Origin of the sequence: Cellulomonas algicola, assembly GCF_003851725.1 — a bacterium.
GTDB classification, from domain to species: domain Bacteria; phylum Actinomycetota; class Actinomycetes; order Actinomycetales; family Cellulomonadaceae; genus Cellulomonas; species Cellulomonas algicola.
Window position 1 is genome coordinate 1 of sequence record NZ_BHYL01000168.1, and the last position, 16,903, is coordinate 16,903.

At 74.7% G+C, this 16,903-nt stretch carries 18 protein-coding genes; 7 read left to right on the forward strand and 11 right to left on the reverse strand.

What is annotated here, in order from left to right:
* The 3 genes from CTKZ_RS11520 to CTKZ_RS11530 all read left to right on the forward strand — a co-directional run.
* The coding region (locus tag CTKZ_RS11520) for an FtsX-like permease family protein (protein WP_148090487.1) at positions 1-1,199 on the forward strand (1,199 nt) is incomplete at its 5' end.
* Between the two features lie 106 nt (positions 1,200-1,305).
* Entirely contained in the window at positions 1,306-2,295 is a 990-nt protein-coding gene (locus tag CTKZ_RS11525; RefSeq protein WP_200829720.1) for an ABC transporter ATP-binding protein, read from the forward strand.
* Positions 2,292-3,014, forward strand: a complete 723-nt coding sequence (locus CTKZ_RS11530; RefSeq protein ID WP_124343077.1) for an ABC transporter ATP-binding protein — start codon at positions 2,292-2,294, stop codon at positions 3,012-3,014. The genes CTKZ_RS11525 and CTKZ_RS11530 overlap by 4 nt, the downstream gene beginning before the upstream one ends.
* Positions 3,015-3,099: 85 nt before the next feature.
* On the opposite strand, the gene CTKZ_RS11535 is transcribed toward CTKZ_RS11530, so the two are convergent.
* The 4 genes from CTKZ_RS11535 to CTKZ_RS11550 form a co-directional block, all read right to left on the reverse strand.
* A complete protein-coding gene (locus tag CTKZ_RS11535) occupies positions 3,100-3,336 on the reverse strand; it encodes a TM2 domain-containing protein (RefSeq protein WP_124343078.1) in 237 nt (78 codons plus the stop codon).
* A 210-nt stretch (positions 3,337-3,546) separates the two neighbouring features.
* Entirely contained in the window at positions 3,547-4,935 is a 1,389-nt protein-coding gene (gene phoH2 / locus CTKZ_RS11540; RefSeq protein ID WP_124343079.1) for an RNA 5'-3' helicase PhoH2, read from the reverse strand.
* Positions 4,936-5,332: 397 nt separating this feature from the next.
* Positions 5,333-6,295 (reverse strand): AraC family transcriptional regulator, encoded by a 963-nt coding sequence (locus CTKZ_RS11545; protein WP_124343080.1) that lies wholly within the window; start codon positions 6,293-6,295, stop codon positions 5,333-5,335.
* Between the two features lie 123 nt (positions 6,296-6,418).
* Positions 6,419-7,180, reverse strand: a complete 762-nt coding sequence (locus tag CTKZ_RS11550) for an isoprenyl transferase (RefSeq protein ID WP_124343081.1) — start codon at positions 7,178-7,180, stop codon at positions 6,419-6,421.
* 176 nt (positions 7,181-7,356) lie between these two features.
* Between CTKZ_RS11550 and trhA the strand changes: the two genes are divergently transcribed.
* Complete coding sequence (gene trhA, locus CTKZ_RS11555; protein WP_124343082.1) at positions 7,357-8,052, forward strand: PAQR family membrane homeostasis protein TrhA; 696 nt, start codon at positions 7,357-7,359, stop codon at positions 8,050-8,052.
* A 61-nt stretch (positions 8,053-8,113) separates the two neighbouring features.
* Here the strand turns inward: trhA and CTKZ_RS11560 are convergent, their stop codons facing one another.
* The 3 genes from CTKZ_RS11560 to mca are packed head-to-tail and all read right to left on the reverse strand — an operon-like array spanning position 8,114 to position 10,109.
* Positions 8,114-8,899, reverse strand: coding sequence for a nitrilase-related carbon-nitrogen hydrolase (locus tag CTKZ_RS11560; RefSeq protein WP_307720299.1), 786 nt, complete (start codon positions 8,897-8,899; stop codon positions 8,114-8,116).
* 38 nt (positions 8,900-8,937) lie between these two features.
* The gene (locus tag CTKZ_RS11565) at positions 8,938-9,252 is read right to left on the reverse strand and encodes a hypothetical protein (RefSeq protein ID WP_124343084.1); all 315 of its coding nucleotides are present in this window, start codon (positions 9,250-9,252) and stop codon (positions 8,938-8,940) included.
* On the reverse strand, positions 9,249-10,109 hold the full coding sequence (gene mca, locus CTKZ_RS11570; RefSeq protein WP_225916351.1) for a mycothiol conjugate amidase Mca: 861 nt from the start codon (positions 10,107-10,109) through the stop codon (positions 9,249-9,251). Before mca ends, CTKZ_RS11565 begins: the two co-directional genes overlap by 4 nt.
* 119 nt (positions 10,110-10,228) lie before the next feature.
* Here mca and CTKZ_RS11575 point away from each other — a divergent pair, with 119 nt between their 5' ends.
* A complete protein-coding gene (locus tag CTKZ_RS11575) occupies positions 10,229-10,636 on the forward strand; it encodes a DUF4307 domain-containing protein (protein ID WP_124343086.1) in 408 nt (135 codons plus the stop codon).
* A 282-nt stretch (positions 10,637-10,918) separates the two neighbouring features.
* Complete coding sequence (gene greA, locus CTKZ_RS11580; protein ID WP_200829719.1) at positions 10,919-11,404, forward strand: transcription elongation factor GreA; 486 nt, start codon at positions 10,919-10,921, stop codon at positions 11,402-11,404.
* Between the two features lie 118 nt (positions 11,405-11,522).
* Here greA and ilvA read toward each other — a convergent pair whose 3' ends face one another.
* From ilvA to CTKZ_RS11595, 3 genes are all read right to left on the reverse strand, one after another.
* Entirely contained in the window at positions 11,523-12,719 is a 1,197-nt protein-coding gene (gene ilvA / locus CTKZ_RS11585) for a threonine ammonia-lyase (protein ID WP_124343088.1), read from the reverse strand.
* Positions 12,716-14,002, reverse strand: a complete 1,287-nt coding sequence (locus CTKZ_RS11590) for an AI-2E family transporter (protein WP_235843452.1) — start codon at positions 14,000-14,002, stop codon at positions 12,716-12,718. Before CTKZ_RS11590 ends, ilvA begins: the two co-directional genes overlap by 4 nt.
* 122 nt (positions 14,003-14,124) lie before the next feature.
* Complete coding sequence (locus tag CTKZ_RS11595) at positions 14,125-15,357, reverse strand: cystathionine gamma-synthase (protein ID WP_124343089.1); 1,233 nt, start codon at positions 15,355-15,357, stop codon at positions 14,125-14,127.
* A 184-nt stretch (positions 15,358-15,541) separates the two neighbouring features.
* Between CTKZ_RS11595 and msrA the strand changes: the two genes are divergently transcribed.
* A complete protein-coding gene (msrA, locus tag CTKZ_RS11600) occupies positions 15,542-16,210 on the forward strand; it encodes a peptide-methionine (S)-S-oxide reductase MsrA (RefSeq protein ID WP_124343090.1) in 669 nt (222 codons plus the stop codon).
* A gap of 317 nt (positions 16,211-16,527) precedes the next feature.
* On the opposite strand, the gene CTKZ_RS11605 is transcribed toward msrA, so the two are convergent.
* Positions 16,528-16,903: Rdx family protein (locus tag CTKZ_RS11605; protein ID WP_235843450.1), on the reverse strand; the 376-nt coding region annotated here is incomplete at its 5' end.

The window sequence follows — 16,903 nt, forward strand, 5'->3', positions numbered from 1 at the left end:
CCCGGCGGCGCGGCCTGGTCGGCGTCGTCGCGTCCGCCCGCGCCGCGCGCGCGACCGGCACGCTCGTGCCGATCCTCACGCTCACGACCGCCGTCGCGCTCGTCGTGTTCAGCGGGACGACCGCCGTCACGGTCCGCGCGGGACAGCTGACCGCCGCCGACGTCGTCGTCGGCGCGACCGTCCGGCTCGACGGCTCGGTCTCGACCGAGGAGGTCGACCTGCTGCGCACGGCGCCCGGCGTCGATGCCGTCGCGTCGGCGTCCGAGCGGATCGGACGGTCCTTCGGGCAGTCGAGCGGCGTCAAGGCGCGCGTGCTCATGGTCGACGCGGTCGACATGGCCCGCGTGCTCGAGGCGCGCGGCGAGCCGTCCGACGGATGGGCGCGGCTCGCCGAACCCTCCACCGCAGGCCTCCCGGCGCTGCTGACGCCCGATCTCCTGCGGACCGCGCAGATCCTCGAGCCCGAGTTCATGGCCGCCGACGGGTTCGTGCCGATCGACGTCCAGGGCACCGTCGACGACGTGCCGCGCGTCGTGCCGCTCGACGACGAGGCGTTGGCCGAGCTGCAGGCGGGGGGCACGGACCCCGCGTTCGTGGTCGACCGTGCGCGCTACCAGGAGGTCGTCGGCTCTGCCGTCCCGCTCCAGACCGTGTGGGTGCAGGGAGAGGGAGCGGCCGCCGCCGTCCGGGACGCCGGGCTGGAGGACAAGGCCGGCGTCAAGGTGACCGTGCGCGAGCAGTGGCTGGATTCCGCCCGCTCGTCACCGGTCGGTGCGGGTCTCACGATCCTGCTGCTCGGGTCCGCGGCCGTCCTCGCGATGTACGCCGCGGTGGCCCTCGCGCTCACCGTCGTCGCGACGTCCCGCGAACGCGGGCGCACGCTCTCGGCGCTGCGCACGCAAGGCCTCGACGCCCGCACGGCCCGCGCCCTCACGCTCGGCGAGCTCGCCCCGCTCGCCGTGGTCTCCGTCCTGGCGGGCACCGCGATCGGTGTCGTCGTCCCGTGGGCGCTGACCGACGCGCTCGGGCTGGACCTGCTGACCGGCGCGCCCGGCACCGCCGAGCTCCGGCTCACGTGGGTGCCCGTCGCGGGTGCGGCCGCCGTCATCGCCGTGAGCCTGGTCGCCGCCGTGCTCGTCGAGTCGGCCGTGCGCCGGCGCGACCGGCTCGGCGAGGTGCTGCGGGTCGGTGAACGATGACCGCCCCACCGCGGCGCCACGCCGCCCCACCCGTCCCGTCCCCGCTCCTGCCCCGTCCCCCTCGGAGGTCCTCGTGAACGCCACGCCGACGGCACTCGCGCCGACGCTGGGCACGCTGGAGGAGCGCGCCCGGCAGCGGACCGGCGCGTTCGGGGAGGACGCGCTCATCGTGTGCGACTCCCTGGTCCGCATCTACCAGTCCGAGGGCGTCGAGGTGCAGGCGCTGCAGGGCCTCGACCTGCTCGTCGAGCAGGGCGAGCTCGTCGCGATCGTCGGCGCCTCGGGCTCGGGCAAGTCGACGCTGCTGTCCGTGCTGTCGGGCCTCGACGTGCCGACGGCCGGCCGGGTGCGCGTCGGGCCGTGGGACCTCATGTCGATGTCGGCCAAGCAGCGCGTCGCGTACCGGCGGTCGATGGTCGGGTTCGTCTGGCAGCAGACGGCCCGCAACATCGTCCCGTACCTCACCGCGGCGGAGAACGTGGAGTTCCCCCTCGCCCTGGCGGGTGCGCGGCGTCGGGTGCGGCGCGCGCGGGCAGCGGAGCTCCTCGACGTGCTCGGCGTCGGCTACTGCGCCGACCGCCGCCCGTCGCAGATGTCGGGCGGCGAGCAGCAGCGCGTCGCGATCGCAGTCGCGCTCGCCAACAGCCCCCAGGTGCTGTTCGCCGACGAGCCGACCGGCGAGCTCGACACCGCCACGTCGCACGACGTCCTCGAGGGGCTGCGGACGGTGAACCGCGAGCTCGGCACGACCGTGGTCGTCGTCACGCACGACTCGAGCGTCAGCGAGCACGTGCAGCGCACCGTCGCGATCCGCGACGGCCGGACCAGCTCCGAGGTCGTGCGGCGCACGCACACCGCCGACGACGGCACCGAGCACGTCGTCGCCGAGGAGTTCGCGGTCCTCGACCGCGCGGGCCGCGTCCAGCTCCCCCGCGAGTACCGCGAGGCGCTCGACCTGGTCGGCAAGGTCCGGCTCGCGCTCGAGTCGTCGCACGTGAGCGTGTGGCCCGACCGCCTGCCGCCGGACCGCCCGCAGGAGCCCCCGACGCGCACCGGTCGCCACCGCGCCGTCCCCGCCCACGAGGAGCAGCAGTGACCACCACGACCGCGGCCCTCCGGGGCGGCGCCGCACCGGCCGGCGTCCCCCTCGTCAGCGTCGAGCACGTCGGCCGCACGTACGGCACGGGGAGCGCCGCGGTGCACGCGCTCCAGGACGTGTCGTTCACGATCGCACCGGGCGAGCTCGTCGCCCTCGTCGGACGCTCGGGCTCCGGCAAGACGACGCTCCTCAACATCATCGGCGGGCTCGACAAGCCGGACGAGGGACGCGTGGTCGTCGACGGGCGCGAGGTGTCGTCGCTCGACGAGGGCGGCCTCGTCGAGCTGCGGCGCGACGTCGTGTCGTTCGTCTTCCAGACGTTCGGGCTCGTGCCCGTGCTGTCGGCGGCGGAGAACGTCGGCGTGCCCCTGCGGCTGCGCAAGCTGCCGACCGCGGACCGCGAGGCGCGCGTCGAGCTGCTGCTCGACCTCGTCGGGCTGGGCTCGCACGCGCAGCAGCGACCCGGCGAGATGTCGGGCGGTCAGCAGCAGCGCGTCGCGATCGCCCGCGCCCTCGCGAACTCGCCGCGCCTGCTGGTCGCCGACGAGCCGACCGGGCAGCTCGACACCGAGACCGGCACGGCCGTGATGGCGCTGCTGCGGGCCGTCGTCGAGGCCGAGGGCATGACGGCGATCGTCTCGACGCACGACCCGCTCATGATGTCGCTCGCCGACCGCGTGCTGCGGATCGCGGACGGGCGCCTCGTCGAGGGCTGACCCCGAACCGGGGCGGACGACCGCGCCAGGCAGCACGACGGCCCCCGACCAGCGCGGTCGGGGGCCGTCGTGCGTGCTCAGCGGGTCACGTCCACTGCGTGAGGACGCGGCCCTCCTTGTCGGTGAACTTGCCGATGATGAGGATCACGAGGTCGATGAGGGTCCAGATGCCGAGGCCGCCGAGGGTCACGAGCATGAGGACGCCGGTGCCGATCTTCCCGACGAAGAAGCGGTGCACACCGAGCGTGCCGAGGAAGAAGCAGAGCAGGACCGTGGGGAGCAGCAGCTTCGGGCTGGTGCCGGTCGCGACGGGAGCGGTCATGGGAGGGCCTCCTGGAGGGGTGGACGGCGCCGGCGACGCTGTCGGCGCCGCATCGGTCGAGCGCACAGTAGTGAGTCCCGACACCACGCGTGGCCGTTTCGCCAGGTGACTTCGCGCGACGTCCCCCGTCCGGGGCAGCGACGCACGCGACGGCCGGCCGCGGTCGTGCTGCGGCCGGCCGTCGTGGCTCGGAGGTCGGTCGGGCGTCGGTCAGACCTCGATGCCCTCCAGCAGCTCCGTGACGAGCGCGGCGACCGGCGACCGCTCGGAACGGGTGAGCGTCACGTGCGCGAACAGCGGGTGCCCCTTGAGCGCCTCGATCACGGCGGCGATCCCGTCGTGCCGCCCGACGCGCAGGTTGTCGCGCTGCGCGACGTCGTGCGTGAGGACGACGCGCGACGACTGGCCGATGCGCGACAGCACGGTGAGCAGCACGTTGCGCTCGAGGGACTGGGCCTCGTCGACGATGACGAACGCGTCGTGCAGCGAGCGCCCGCGGATGTGCGTGAGCGGCAGCACCTCGAGGATGTCGCGGTCCAGGACCTCCTCGACGACCTCCTTCGACACCAGCGCGCCGAGCGTGTCGAAGACCGCCTGCGCCCAGGGACTCATCTTCTCGGCCTCGCTGCCGGGCAGGTAGCCGAGCTCCTGGCCGCCGACGGCGTACAGCGGGCGGAACACCATGACCTTGCGGTGCTGACGCCGCTCGAGCACGGCCTCCAGACCGGCGCACAGCGCGAGCGCGGACTTGCCGGTGCCGGCGCGGCCGCCGAGCGAGACGATGCCGACCTCCTCGTCGAGCAGCAGGTCGATCGCGACGCGCTGCTCGGCGCTGCGGCCGTGCACCCCGAAGACGTCCTGGTCGCCGCGGACGAGCTGCACGTGCTTGTCGGCGGTGACGCGTCCGAGCGCCGACCCGCGCGGGCTGTGCAGCACGAGCCCGGTGTGGCAGGGCAGGTCGCGCGGCGCCGTGACGAGGCCCGACGAGTCGTAGTCGGCGACGTCTGCGAGCGCGAGCGACTCGTGCTCCCAGAGGTCGGCCATCTGCTGCTCGGTGAGGTCGAGCGCGTCCATCCCGGTCCAGCCGGAGTCGACCGCGAGCTCGGCGCGGTACTCCTCGGCGCGCAGGCCGACCGCAGAGGCCTTGACCCGCATGGGCAGGTCCTTCGAGACGACGGTGACGTCGCGGCCCTCGGCGGCCAGGTTCGCCGCGACGGCCAGGATGCGGGTGTCGTTGTCGCCGAGCCGGAAGCCCGCGGGCAGGGCGCTCGGGTCGGTGTGGTTGAGCTCGACGCAGAGCGTGCCGCCCTGGTCGGTCATGGGCAGGGGGTGGTCGAGCCGGCCGTGCTTGATGCGCAGGTCGTCGAGCATGCGCAGCGCGCTGCGGGCGAAGTAGCCGAGCTCGGCGTGGTGCCGCTTGGCCTCGAGCTCGGTGATGACGACGACCGGGAGGACGACGTCGTGCTCGGCGAAGCGCAGGATCGCCCGCGGGTCGGACAGGAGCACCGAGGTGTCGAGCACGTAGGTGATGCGCCCGGACGTGTCCGGGGCCTCGGTTCCGTGCGACGTGCCCGGGGTGTGCTGTGCGGTGCTGACCACGGCAGGCTCCCTCCGGCGCTAGGTGCGCCGAGACGGACGCTTCACGACGGCAGCCCGCTCGCGCGGGCGGAGGGGGCCGACGTTCGGCGGCGGGACGGGGGCGGCCGGCCCGGTGCGTGAGGGCCGGGACCGACCCTCCTCCCGGAGCGGATGCTCCATGGGCTGGCCTCCCGGGGACGGCGGTCGCCGTCCTCTACGCGGAAGGTAACCCCGCCCACCGACAGGAGACGCACGACACGCGACGGTGTCACGCATCGTTCACCGGGGCGCCACCGGCGGGTCGGGTCGGTGCGGCGCGTGGCCTCCGCCGTCCGTGTCGTCACGACGTCCGGATGCCCCCGGCGGGCGCACGCGTCCACCCGCATAACGACGTCGCTCCCCCGCGGACCGCACCCGCTCACCCGCGCAGCGTGCGGCTGGGCGGGACGCCGAAGGCCTGCCGGTACGCCGCCGCGAACCGGTCGGTCTTGACGAACCCCCACCGCAGCGCCACGTCGGCGACGGTGTCGCCGGCCGTCGGGTCGGCCGCCTGGAGGTCGCGGTGCGCGCCCTCGAGGCGCGCGCGCCGGAGGTACGCCATGGGCGTCACGCCGAGGTGCCGCTGGAACGCGCTCTGGAGCGCGCGTGCGCTCACGCCCGCGGCGTGCGCGATGTCCGTCACCGTGACGGGCAGCGACGCGTGGTCGTCGATGAACGCGACCGCGCGGCGCACCGTGGACGGCGCGGCGTACCCGGGCCCGCGCACGAGCGCGCTGTCGAGGGTGGTGTTCGGGAAGGTGGCGAGGGCGCCGGCGGCGACCAGGTCCGCGAGCGCGGCGGCGGCGATCGGGTTCGCGGCGCTCGGCGCGTCGTCAGCGAGCTGCCCGGCGACGAAGTGCGCGAGGCGCACCCACGCCCGGCCCGCGGCTGCGGACACGGGCTCGAGCCCGCCGAAACGCACGTCGCGCGCGTCGAGGGGCAGCCTCTCCGACGCGACCCGCCCGACCACCGACCGCGGCAGCCGCAGCACGAGCAGCTCGATGCCGTCCCAGGTGGCGGTCAGCGGGTCGTCGTCGGGGAACCGGAACACCGACCCGGCCCCGATGCGGACCTCGTCGCCGCCCACGTCGTAGCGCCCGGTGCCCACGACGCCGGTCGTCACGAGCAGGTAGTCGACGGGCGCGACCGTGCACTGCACGCCGGTCGAGAGGCGCACGGTGTCCGCGCCGAGGTCACCGGCGTTCGTCGCCCGGAGGTCGCACAGGAAGGTCGGCGAGACGGTGGCGAGCGTCAGGCGCTGGTGGGGGCAGTACAAGTCCTTGAGGACCGAGTACGCGACGTCCGGCTGACGTGTGGACACCTTCAGGACATGGACCGGCATCGACGGCACCCCCCTGCGCTGCGCGCCATCGGCCCGCAGCGCGCTGCTCCGGACCGGGCTCCATCTTCGTCCGACCGCCCGGGTCGCGCACCCGGACAGTTGTCCGAGGCATCAGCCTGGGGCTCAGCGGCCGAGCCGGCGCTCCCGGGCCGCGTAGGAGCGGACCGCGCGCAGGAAGTCGACGCGTCGGAAGTCCGGCCAGTACGCCTCGCAGAAGTAGAACTCCGAGTGGACCGACTGCCACAGCAGGAACCCGCCGAGCCGCTGCTCGCCCGACGTGCGGATGACGAGGTCGGGGTCGGGCTGGCCCTTGGTGTAGAGGCGCTCGGCGATGTGCTCGACGTCGAACTGCTCGGCCAGCTCGTCGACGCTCGTGCCGGCCTCGGCGTGCTCCCGCAGGAACGAGCGGACGGCGTCCGCGATCTCGTGCCGGCCGCCGTAGCCGACGGCGACGTTGACGTGCAGGCCGTCGACGTGCGCGGTGGCGGCCTCGGCCTCCCGCAGCGCGGCCGCGGTGCTCGCGGGGAGCAGGCCGAGCGACCCGACGGCCTGCAGGCGCCAGCGCCCCGCGGCAGCGAGGTCACGGACGGCGTGCTCGATGACGTCGAGCAGCGGCTCGAGCTCGTCGGCGGGGCGGTTGAGGTTGTCGGTCGACAGCATCCAGAGCGTGACGACCTCGACGCCGACGTCCTCGCTCCAGCCCAGCAGGTCGGCGATCTTGGCGGCGCCCGCCTGGTGCCCGTGCCGCGTGGACTCGCCCATGCTGCGCGCCCAGCGGCGGTTGCCGTCGAGGATGACGCCGACGTGGCGGGGTGCCCGGTCGCGTGGCAGCGAGGCGGCGAGTCGCTTCTCGTACAGCGAGTACACCGGGTGGGGCAGGCGCACGCGGACCTCTCCTTGGCGGGCGACGGCGGGAACCCGCTCACGGTACCCGTCCGTCGTGTGCGCAGGAGACGGATCGGACAGGATGGACGCGACGTCGGGCGCGTCGACAGCGCTACCTACGGTGTCGTAACCTACGGGCTCGTAGGTTACGTCGGACGACGGAAGCGAGACCGCCGATGAGCTCCACCTCCGCGCAGCCCTCCGGGCTCCCCGGTGCGGTCGGCCAGGTGGCCGACGCGATCAAGCCCAAGCTGCGCGGGTGGATCCACGCAGGGGTCGCGCCGCTCGTCCTCGTGGCGTCGATCGTGCTCGTCGTCCTCTCCCCCACCCCGGCCGCGAAGTGGTCCACGGCCGTGTTCGGGCTCACCGCGGTCATGCTCTTCGGCACCAGCGCCGTCTACCACCGCGGGCGCTGGTCCCCGCGCGTGCAGGGCATCCTGCGGCGGCTCGACCACACGAACATCTTCCTCATCATCGCGGGCACGTACACGCCCCTCGCGGTGCTCCTGCTGCCCGAGCAGACCGCGCGCATCCTGCTGATCATCGTGTGGTCCGGCGCGCTCCTCGGCCTGCTCGCCCGCGTCCTGTGGCTGGGCGCGCCGCGCTGGGTCTACGTGCCCGTGTACGTCGCGCTCGGCTGGGTCGCGGTCGCGTTCCTGCCGCAGTTCTGGCGGTCCGGCGGTCCCGCGATCGTCTGGCTCGTGGCCGCCGGCGGGCTCGCGTACACCGCGGGCGCCGTCGTCTACGGGCTCAAGCGACCCAACCCCAGCCCGCGGTGGTTCGGGTTCCACGAGGTGTTCCACACGCTGACCGTCGTCGGGTACACGTGCCACTACGTCGCGGTGTCGATCGCGTCGTACGGGTCCGCATGACGCCCACGCCGGGCCCGTCGGACCCGTCCGGCGCGCAGCCCGCGGCCGCCGCGGCGGGCGGTCAGTCGCGCGGGACCACCGCGTAGCGGCGGTTGGCCAGCGACGGGTTCGTCTCGCGCACCTGCGCGAGCAGCGCACCGTCGACGTCGACCGTGCGCACGTCCGGAGCCTCGTCCAGCTCGAGCCCGACGACGCCGTCGGGACCCACCACGAGCGACCGTCCGGTGACGCCCTTGCCCGCCTGCCCGACGGCGACCACGGCCGCGGTGTTCTCGATCGCGCGGGCGACCGCGAGCGACCGCCAGTGCCACGCCTTGAGCTCGCCCGCCGCCCACGCGGCCGGGTAGACCAGCACCTGCGCACCCGCGTCGACCAGGCGCCGCGACGACTCGGGGAACCGCAGGTCGTAGCAGGTCAGCACCCCGAACCGGAGTCCCGCGACGTCGAGCACGAGCGGCGGCGCGTTGGCCGGCCCGGCCTCGAGCCGCTCGGACTCGCGGTGGCCGAACGCGTCGTACAGGTGCACCTTGCGGTAGACGCCGACGAGGTCGCCGGTGCCGTCGACGGCCACGACCGCGTTGACCGCGCGCGCGTCCGTCCCGGGCAGCGTCGTACCCGCGACCACCGCGACGCCCGACGCCGCGGCCCGCTCGCGCAGCAGCCGCGCGAAGGGCCCGTCGAGCGGCTCGGCGTGCTCCGGCTCGACGCCGTGCGGCTGGAAGCCCGACGCGTACTCGGGCAGCACCAGCAGATCGGCGCGCGCCCGCTCGGCGGTCGCGAACGCGTCGCGGACCATCTCGCGGTTCGCCGCGTGGTCGTCGCTGACGGCGACCTGCGCGACCGTCACGCGCACCGCCGGTCGGAGCGGAGGCTCCGGCCGCGTGCTCACCGGCCGCCGCCCGTGGCGCCCGGCCCGTCCGGGCGGTCGGACGCGTCCGGCGCGTCGGTCGCGCCGCCGTCACCCCGGGCCGTCGTGTCGTCGCCGGTCCCGTCGTCGTCGAGCCCGAGCTGCTTGGCGCGCCGGTCGACCTTGCGCAGCTGCTTGGTCAGCGACAGGAACAGCCCGATCGCCGCCACGGCGAGCAGGAACGTCACGACGAAGCCGAGGAACCCCGGCGACCCGCCGCCGGGTGCGGTGAGCTCGACGTCGCTCGGCGACGGGCTCGGCGCCGCCGCGAGCAGCGCCACGACCGCGCTCACGCGCCCACCACCCGCGCGATGCCCGCGAACAGGTCGTCCTCGGGCGTCGTCGTCGGCACGTGCGAGTGCGCGAGCTCGTACTCCTCGGTCGGCCACTGCGCGAGCTCGATCTCGCGCGGGATCGCGAAGAAGAAGCCGTCGGGGTCGATCTGGGTCGCGTGCGCGCGCAGCGCGGCGTCACGCTGCGGGAAGAAGTCCGCGACCGGCACGAACGTCGTCGCGGTGCGCTCGGGGATCTCGCGCGCCTGCCGCGAGTCGATCCAGTCGCCGAACGGCGACTCCCGGCCAGCCGCGACGAGCGCGTCGTGCATCGCCCGCATGCGCTTCATCGAGAACCCGTGGTTGTAGTACAGCTTGAGCGGCGTCCAGGGCTCGCCACGGTCGCGGTAGCGCTCCGGGTCGCCCGCCGCGTGGTACGCCTCGTACGCGACGCGGTGGCACATGATGTGGTCGGGGTGCGGGTAGCCGCCCGACGGGTCGTACGTCGTGATCACGTGCGGCCGGAACTCGCGGACCAGCTCGACGAGCGGCGCCGAGGCGACCTCGAGCGGCTGCAGCGCGAAGCACCCCTCCGGGAGCGGCGGCAGCGGGTCGCCCTCGGGCAGCCCCGAGTCGACGAAGCCCAGCCAGTGCTGGCGGACGCCGAGCGCCTCCGCGGCCGCGGCCATCTCCGCCGTCCGCACCGCCCGCATGCCCTCGATGCCGCCCTCGACCTCGCCGTACGACGGGTTGAGCACGTCGCCGCGCTCCCCGCCCGTGCACGTCACGACGAGCACGTCGACGCCGTGCGCCGCGTACATCGCGGTCGTGGCGGCGCCCTTGCTCGACTCGTCGTCAGGGTGGGCGTGCACCGCCATCAGGCGCAGCCGCTCTCCGGTCACGCGAGGCCTCCGTTCGGGACGTGCGGGGGGACGAGGGACAATGATCGCGCACACGACGCGCGCTGCCCCCGCCCGTCCCGTCGCCGAGGAGCCCTGTGAGCCAGTCCCCCGCCGTGCGCCCGCCCGCCGGGCGCTACGGACCCGAGCCTACGTCCCGGTCGACCACGCTCCGACGCGTCGGGCTCGGTGCGCTCGTGCTGGTCGCGGTCGTGGTGCTCGCGTGGGTGGGCATCGGCGTGGTGCGCGAGCCGGTGCAGTGGAAGGACGTCGGGTTCCGCGTCGACGGCCCGACGTCCACGCAGGTCACGTTCGAGGTCACCAAAGACCGGGACGCGACCGTCACGTGCCAGGTGCAGGCGCTGTCGGAGTCGTATGCGCAGGTCGGCGTGCGGTCGGTCGAGGTCGGGCCCGCGGACACCGCGACGCAGCGGGTCACGGTCACCGTGCAGACCGCCGAGCTCGCCGTGTCGGGCGTCGTGGCGGGCTGCACGCCGGTCGACTGAGCCTGTCGTCCGAGCGGCCGTCCGACTCGTCGGCCGAGCGGGTCCTCCGAGCCGGTCGACCGAGCGTCACCGCAGTGGTCCGCACCGGGCGGACCGACCCCGTGCGCTATCCTGGTCGTTTCACACGCCGCCCCGGTCCGGCGTGACCGCTGGTCGACGCGACCGAGTGGGAACGGCGTGCACCTCATCACCGTGCCTCACGACGTGCGTGCCGACCTCGGCGCGGCACCCCGGGGCGAACCGCCGGTCACCGACCGGCACGCATGCATGGAAGGAGCGATCGTGACCGACACGACTGCGGCCACGTGGCTGACGCAGGAGGCCTACGACCGGCTCTCGGCCGAGCTCGACCGCCTCAAGGGCGAGGGTCGGAACGAGATCACCGCGCGCATCGCCGCGGCCCGCGACGAGGGCGACCTCAAGGAGAACGGCGGCTACCACGCCGCGCGCGAGGAGCAGGCGAAGCAGGAGGCCCGCATCCGCGAGCTCGAGGCCAAGCTCCGCAACGTCCAGATCGGCACGCCGCCCGACGACGGCGTCGTCGAGCCTGGCATGGTCGTGACCGCCGAGGTCGCGGGCGACGAGATGGTGTTCCTGCTGGGCTCGCGCGAGATCGCCGGGACCGCGGACATCGACGTGTTCTCGCCGACGTCGCCGCTGGGCGCCGCGATCAACGGCACCAAGGTGGGCGACACGACGTCGTACGCCGCCCCGAACGGGAACGAGATCCCGGTCAAGATCCTCGGCGCGAAGCCCTTCGACGCCTGACCTCGACGGTCCTCGACGCGGCGCTCCCCTGCTGAGGGGGCGCCGCGTCGGCGTTCGGGGAGCGGCGCCGGCCGACACGGGCCGGCGACGCTCGGCGGCTCGGTCCGTGCGCGGTGGCTCAGTCCCCCTGGACCTGGTAGCCCGTCGCCCGCAGGTGCGCCATGACCTGCGCGCAGTGCTCAGGCCCCTTCGTCTCGACCTGCGCCGAGACGGTGACCTGGTCGAACGCCAGGTCGGACCCCGTGCGGGCGTGCGTGAGGTGCATGACGTTCCCGCCGGCCTCCGCGATGTCCTGGAGCAGCGACGCGAGCGCACCCGGCCGGTCGTCGATCCGGACGCGCAGCGCGAGGAACCGCCCGGCCGACGCGAGGCCGTGCCGGACGACGTGCAGGAGCACCTGCGGGTCGATGTTGCCGCCGGACAGGATCGCCACGACCGGACCCTCGAACGTGCCGGGTGCCGCCATGAGCGCCGCGACGGCGACGGCCCCCGACGGCTCGACGAGCAGCTTGGCGCGCTCCGCGACGAGCAGCACGGCCCGGGAGATGTCCTCCTCGGAGACCGTGCGGACCTCGAGGTGGTGCCGGTCGAGCACCTCGAACGGCACACCGCCGGGGAGCCCGACCGCGATGCCGTCCGCCATGGTCCGCAGCTCGAGGGCCGGCACCGGGTGGTGCACCGCGAGCGACGCCGGGTAGGCGGCGGCGCGGGCGGCCTGGACGCCGACGACCCGCACGTCGGGGCGGACCTGCGCGAGAGCCTCGACGACGCCCGCGGCGAGCCCGCCCCCGCCGACGGGCACGACGACGGTCGCGACGTCGGGCACCTGCTCCGCGATCTCGAGCGCGATGGTCCCCTGCCCGGCGACGACGTCGGGGTGGTCGAACGGGTGCACGAGGACGGCGCCGGTGCGCTCGGCGTGCTCGCGCGCGTGCACGAGGGCCTCGTCGACGGACGTCCCGACCAGTTCGACGTGCGCGCCGTAGTCGCGCGTCGCCGCGATCTTCGGCAGCGCCGCGTCGACGGGCATGTAGACGTAGGCCTCGATGCCGAGGATGCGGGCCGCGAGCGCGACGCCCTGCGCGTGGTTGCCCGCCGACGCCGCGACGACGCCCCGCGCGCGCTCCTCGTCGGTCAGGCGTGCCATGCGCGTGTAGGCGCCGCGGATCTTAAACGACCCGGCGCGCTGGAGGTTCTCGCACTTGAGCCAGACCTCGGCACCGGCGACCTGGCTGACGGCGCGGCTGCGCTGCACGGGCGTGCGCTCGGCGACGCCGTCGAGCAGGCGTGCGGCCGCGGCGACGTCGAGGCTCACCGCGTCCCGCCGTCGGCCGTCGCACCACGGCCGGGCCGGTCGTCGGCTCGCTGGACGGGCGGGTCGTCGGCTCCCTGGACGGTCGCGGCCTCGTCCTCGCCGGTCGCCTCGCCCGCGCCGAGCTCCTCGTCGGTCCGCTCGGTCGCGTCGCGCTCCGACTCGCGCTCGGCGACCTGCGCGACGGCCCGGTCGAGCACGGGGTGACCGCGTCCACGCACGGGGACGTGGTCGTGCGTGCCGAGCTGCGGGAACTTGTCGTGCCCGTGCAGGTAGAGCACGACGGTGTTGAGGACGGCCGCGATCGGCACCGCGAACAGCGCGCCGATGATGCCCGCGACGAACGAGCCGGCCGCGACCGACAGCAGCACCGCGACGGGGTGCAGCGACACGGCGTGACCCATGAGGAACGGCTGCAGCACGTGCCCCTCGAGCTGCTGCACGCCGAGGACGATCGCGAGCATGATCAGCGCGGCGCCGGGTCCCTGCGCGACGAGCGCGACGAGCACCGCGATGGACCCGGTGACGACGGCGCCGACGATCGGCACGAACGACCCGAGGAACACGAGGATCGCGAGCGGCAGCGCGAGCGGGACGCCGAGGATCGCCGCGCCGACGCCGATGCCGATCGCGTCGACCGCGGCCACGAGGATCTGGGTGCGCGTGTAGGCGCCGAGCGTGACGACGCCGCGTCGGGCGGCCTGGTGCACGTGCTCGCGCGAGCCGCGCGGCAGGAGCCCGACGACCCACGCCCAGATCGTGCGACCGTCGAGCAGGAAGAAGAAGGTGCAGAACAGCGCGATGATCGCGCCGGCGAGGACGTGCCCGACCGTCGTCGCACCGGTCACCACGCCGGACAGCACGCTCGACGACGCACCCGACGCGGACTCCTGGATGCGGTCGACCCACGTCTGCATGTCCTGCGTCGACAGCTCGAGCGGGCCGGTCGCGAGCCAGTCGAGGATCTTGTCGACGCCCTGCGACGCCTGCGACCACAGGTCGCCGATGCCCCGCACGACGGACCGCCCGGCGAGCCCGAGCAGCGTCCCGACGACCGCGACGAGCGCGACGACGGCGAGCCCCGCGGCCGCCCCGCGCGGCAGCCGCAGGCGGCGGTGCAGCCAGCCGACGAGCGGCGTCAGCAGGACGGTCAGCAGCAGCGCGATCGCGACGGGGACGACGACGACCTTGAGCTGCGCGATCAGCCACAGCAGCACGGCGAGCGCCGCGCCGATCAGCAGGAGGCGCCACGACCACGACGCGGCGGCGCGCACGGACGGCGGCACCGACTCGTTGCCGGCGCGCGCACGGCGGTCCGCGTCGGGGCGCGTCGCGGAGGTGGCCGCGAGCGCGGCGCGCGCCGCACCGAGCACCGAGGGCTTCTGCGCGGCGGCCGGCTTGTCGAGGGTCACGCGCCACGTCCCGCGGCGAGGGCGCGGTCGAGGTCGGCGATCAGGTCGTCGGCGTCCTCGATGCCCACGGACAGCCGGACGAGGTCGTCGGGGACCTCCAGGGCGGTGCCCGCGACGGACCCGTGGGTCATGCGCCCGGGGTGCTCGACGAGCGACTCGACACCGCCGAGCGACTCGGCGAGCGTGAACACCTCGGTCGCCGCGCACACCGCGAGCGCCGACGCCTCGCTGCCGGTGCGGAACGAGACCATGCCGCCGGCGCCGCGCATCTGGCGCGCGGCGAGCTCGTGGCCCGGGTGCGACTCGAGCCCCGGGTAGATGACGGACGTGACCGCGTCGTGCGCGGCGAGGAACTCGGCGACGCGCTGCGCGTTGGCGACGTGCCGGTCCATCCGGACCGCGAGCGTGCGCAGGCCGCGCAGCGTGAGCCACGCGTCGAACGGACCGGCGATCGCGCCGGACGCGTTCTGGTGGAAGCCCACGGCGTCGGCGAGGTGCGTCGTGCCGGTCGGGCCGTCGAGCCCGACCGGGAGCTGTGCGCCGTCCGCGACGACGAGCGCGCCGCCCACGACGTCGGAGTGCCCGCCGATGTACTTCGTCGTCGAGTGCACGACGACGTCGGCACCGAGCGCGAGCGGCTGCTGCAGGTACGGCGTCGCGAACGTGTTGTCGACCGCGAGGAGCGCGCCGACGCCGCGCGCCAGCGCCGAGATCGCGGCGATGTCGGCGACGTTGAGCAGCGGGTTCGTCGGCGTCTCGACCCACACGAGCTTGGTGCGGCCCGGCTGGATCGCCGCCGACACGGCGCCGGCGTCGGTGAGGTCGACGGGTGTGTGCTCGATCCCCCAGGGCCCGAACACGCGCGCGATCAGGCGGTACGTGCCGCCGTACGCGTCGTCGGGGACGACCACGTGGTCACCCGGTCGCAGCGCGGCGCGCAGCAGCGTGTCCTCGGCGGCCAGGCCGGACGCGAAGGCGAACCCGGTGGCGCCGAGCTCGAGGTCGGCGAGCGCGGCCTCGAGCGCCGCCCGCGTCGGGTTGGCCGAGCGCGAGTACTCGTAGCCGCCGCGCAGGCCGCCGACGCCGTCCTGCTTGTACGTCGACACCTGGTAGATCGGCGGGACGACGGCACCCGTCGTCGGATCGGGGTCCTGACCTGCATGGATGGCGCGGGTCGCGAAGCCGGCGGTGGGTCGGTCGTCGCCGTCGGTGCTGTGTGGGGTGGTCACCGCCCCAGGCTAGGCCGTGGCGCCCCGGGACTGCCCCCGGACGCGCGCCCAGGCGGTCGCCGCGTCGGTCCGCAGCGCCTCTCCCGCGGTCCACGGGCACCGGGAACACCGGACGTGCGCGCACGGTTGTGCTGGCCGGGATGGACCAGGCGAACCGCCGGTCTCCCGGAGAGGACCAGCGACCATGAACTGGCTTTTCGGCTCAGCGCTCCGCTCGACGATGGTGGCCCCGGACCGGGCCCTCGCGGGCCGCGACGGCTACGCGTACAGGGTCCCGGAGACGCACACCGTGCTGGGCACCCCGCTCGCGGGCCCGTGGCCCGAGGGCACGCGCGTGCTGTACGTCGCGATGGGCTGCTTCTGGGGCGCCGAGCGCGCCTTCTGGCAGCTGCCCGGGGTCGTCACGACCGCCGTCGGCTACCAGGGCGGCTACACGCCCTTCCCGACCTACGAGGAGACGTGCACCGGAATGACCGGGCACACCGAGATGGTCCTCGTGGCCTACGACCCGACCGTGCTGTCCGACGACGACGTGCTGCGCACGTTCTGGGAGTCGCACGACCCGACCCAGGGCTACCGCCAGGGCAACGACGTCGGCACCCAGTACCGGTCCGCGATCTACACGACGACGCCGGAGCAGGCGGAGGCGGCGGTCCGCACGCGCGACGAGTACCAGCCGCGCCTGACGCGGTCGGGCTTCGGCGACATCACGACGGAGATCCGCACGGCCGACGAGGCCGGGCCGTTCTTCTACGCCGAGGGCTACCACCAGCAGTACCTCGACAAGAACCCGAACGGCTACTGCGGTCTGGGCGGCACGGGCGTCTCCTGCCCCCGCCCGACAGGCGCCTGACCGTCCGCCCCTGACGTCCCGCCGCACTCGGCGCGGACGTCAGGGGGACGTCTCGGGTGGGCGGACGGCGAGGAGCGCCCCTCTCCCGTTGCCGTCCGCCCACCCTGCGGCGGGTCGCGGGCCCCCGTGACCGCTTGACCCGCCGCCTCCGGTGAAGGCCTGCGTTCGCCGCGAAGGTAGTCCGGGCGGGTGACGCCGGTCCACGCCTGTCCACGTGGGACCGGACCGGGGTCCAGGACGTCTGCGCAGGTCGGACGGGCTGACAGGGCGGTCAGCGACCTCGCCCGTGGGCGTCGGCCGGCGACGGGCAGCGACTCTCAGAGGCCGTCCGAGTGCCCCAACGGCTTGTCCGGGGCGACGACGTCGCGGACCCGGCGCTTGAGCACCGTGATCTCCGGGAAGCCGCCCTCGACCTTGCGGTCCCAGACGACCTGCCCGTCGGCCTCGACCGTGAAGACGCCGCCGTTGCCGGGGCGCAGCGCGACCTCGCCGAGCTCGCGGTGGAACGTCGTGAGGAGCTCCTGGGTGTACCAGGCGGCGCGCAGCAGCCAGCGGCACTGCGTGCAGTAGGTGATGACGACGCGCGGGCCCGCCGTGGGCGACGCCGCCGGCGGGGCGACGGCGTCCGCGGCGCGCTCGGCGGTCGCCGCGTCGGGCTCGTCGGTCGGGCGGTCGGCGGTCGCGGCCACGGGC